This is a genomic window from Bradyrhizobium sp. NAS80.1 (genome assembly GCF_001908205.1).
Classification (GTDB): domain Bacteria; phylum Pseudomonadota; class Alphaproteobacteria; order Rhizobiales; family Xanthobacteraceae; genus Bradyrhizobium.
Window position 1 is genome coordinate 1 of sequence record NZ_LGHL01000468.1, and the last position, 1,392, is coordinate 1,392.

Below are 1,392 nucleotides of genomic sequence, written 5' to 3' on the forward strand. Positions count from 1 at the left end.
TCCCTGGGGTTGATGGGGTGGACGGCCCCCTACGGCATCAATGTGCCAGAATGAGGTTGTCAGAAACTCATTCACAGGAGCCGTCCGTGAGCCAGATTATCCGCATTGGGATGGATACGTCGAAGTATATTTTTCAACTGCATGGGGTGGATGCTTCAGAACGGGTAGCGTTGCGGAAGCGGCTTAGCCGCAAGGCGATGCTTGAGTTTTTTACCAAGCTGCCGTCAACGGTGGTGGCGATCGAGGCCTGCGGGGCAGCTCACAACTTGGCGCGCGAACTCGGCGAGCTGGGACACACGGTCAGGCTGATCGCGCCGCAGTTGGTGAAGCCCTACGTGCCGCGCAACAAGAACGACGGGCGCGATGCCGAAGGGCTGTGCGAGGCTGCAAGCCGGCCGCGGATGCGGTATGTGCCGGTGAAGACGGCCGAGCAGCAGGCCGCGCTGATGCTGCTGGGCGTCCGCGAGCAATTGGTCGCGCGTCGCACGCAACTGTCCAACACGATCCGCGGGCATGCGGCGGAGTTCGGTCGAACCGTGGCCCGGGGGGCTGGACAAGCTCGCCGCGCTCCTGGCGGCGATCAGCCGGGACGAAGGCGTGCCGGCGCTGGCCCGCGAGCTGTTTGCCATGCTTGCTCGCCAGTATGAACAGGTTCAGGACGAGCTGAGGACGATCGAGGCCAAGCTGCTGGCCTGGCACCGTGCCAATGCCTTGAGCCGGCGTCTGGCGCAGATCCCTGGTGTTGGTCCGGTCACGGCCGCAGCCCTGGTGATGAAGGCGCCTGACCCGAACGCCTTCCGCTCGGGGCGGCTGTTCGCAGCCTGGCTTGGCCTGACGCCCAAGGACCATTCCACCGCGGGAAAGACCAGGCTCGGCAAGATCACCCGGGCAGGAGATGAGAGACTGCGTCAGCTTCTGGTGGTCGGGGCTACCTCGCTGGTGAAGATGGCCAAAGCGAAAGATCGCGGGCCCCGCTGGCTCATCGAGCTTCTCAAGCGCAAGACACCGAAGCTTGCCGCGGTGGCGCTGGCCAACAAGATGGCCCGCATCGCCTGGAAACTGATGACGACGGGAGAAAGCTACGATAGCGCGCGGATTGATGCCCAAATGGCTGTTGCCGCGTAGTTGAGAGGTTCGGCCGACCGGCAACTTAGCCCATCGCCCGAACCGAAGCTGCAAGAGCAGAGGAGATGGTGTGATCGGTCGACCCGAGACGCGAGCAAATCCGTGGGACCCATTGGCCAAACAAGGTCGCAGGGTTGATTGGAACTCGTGTTGCGGAAACCATCTTGGCCAGCGGCGACCAAGCTGCACAGACAGGCCGGACATCTGGATGCAAGCGATCCGATCAAACCTCACAATGCTCTTGTGCCACGGGGGCCGTCCACATAT

General features: G+C 63.1%; 1 pseudogene. It reads left to right on the forward strand.

The features are described 5' to 3' along the window. Positions 1-86 precede the first annotated feature (86 nt). A pseudogene (locus tag AC629_RS44275) lies at positions 87-1,125 on the forward strand (IS110 family RNA-guided transposase). Positions 1,126-1,392 lie beyond the last annotated feature (267 nt).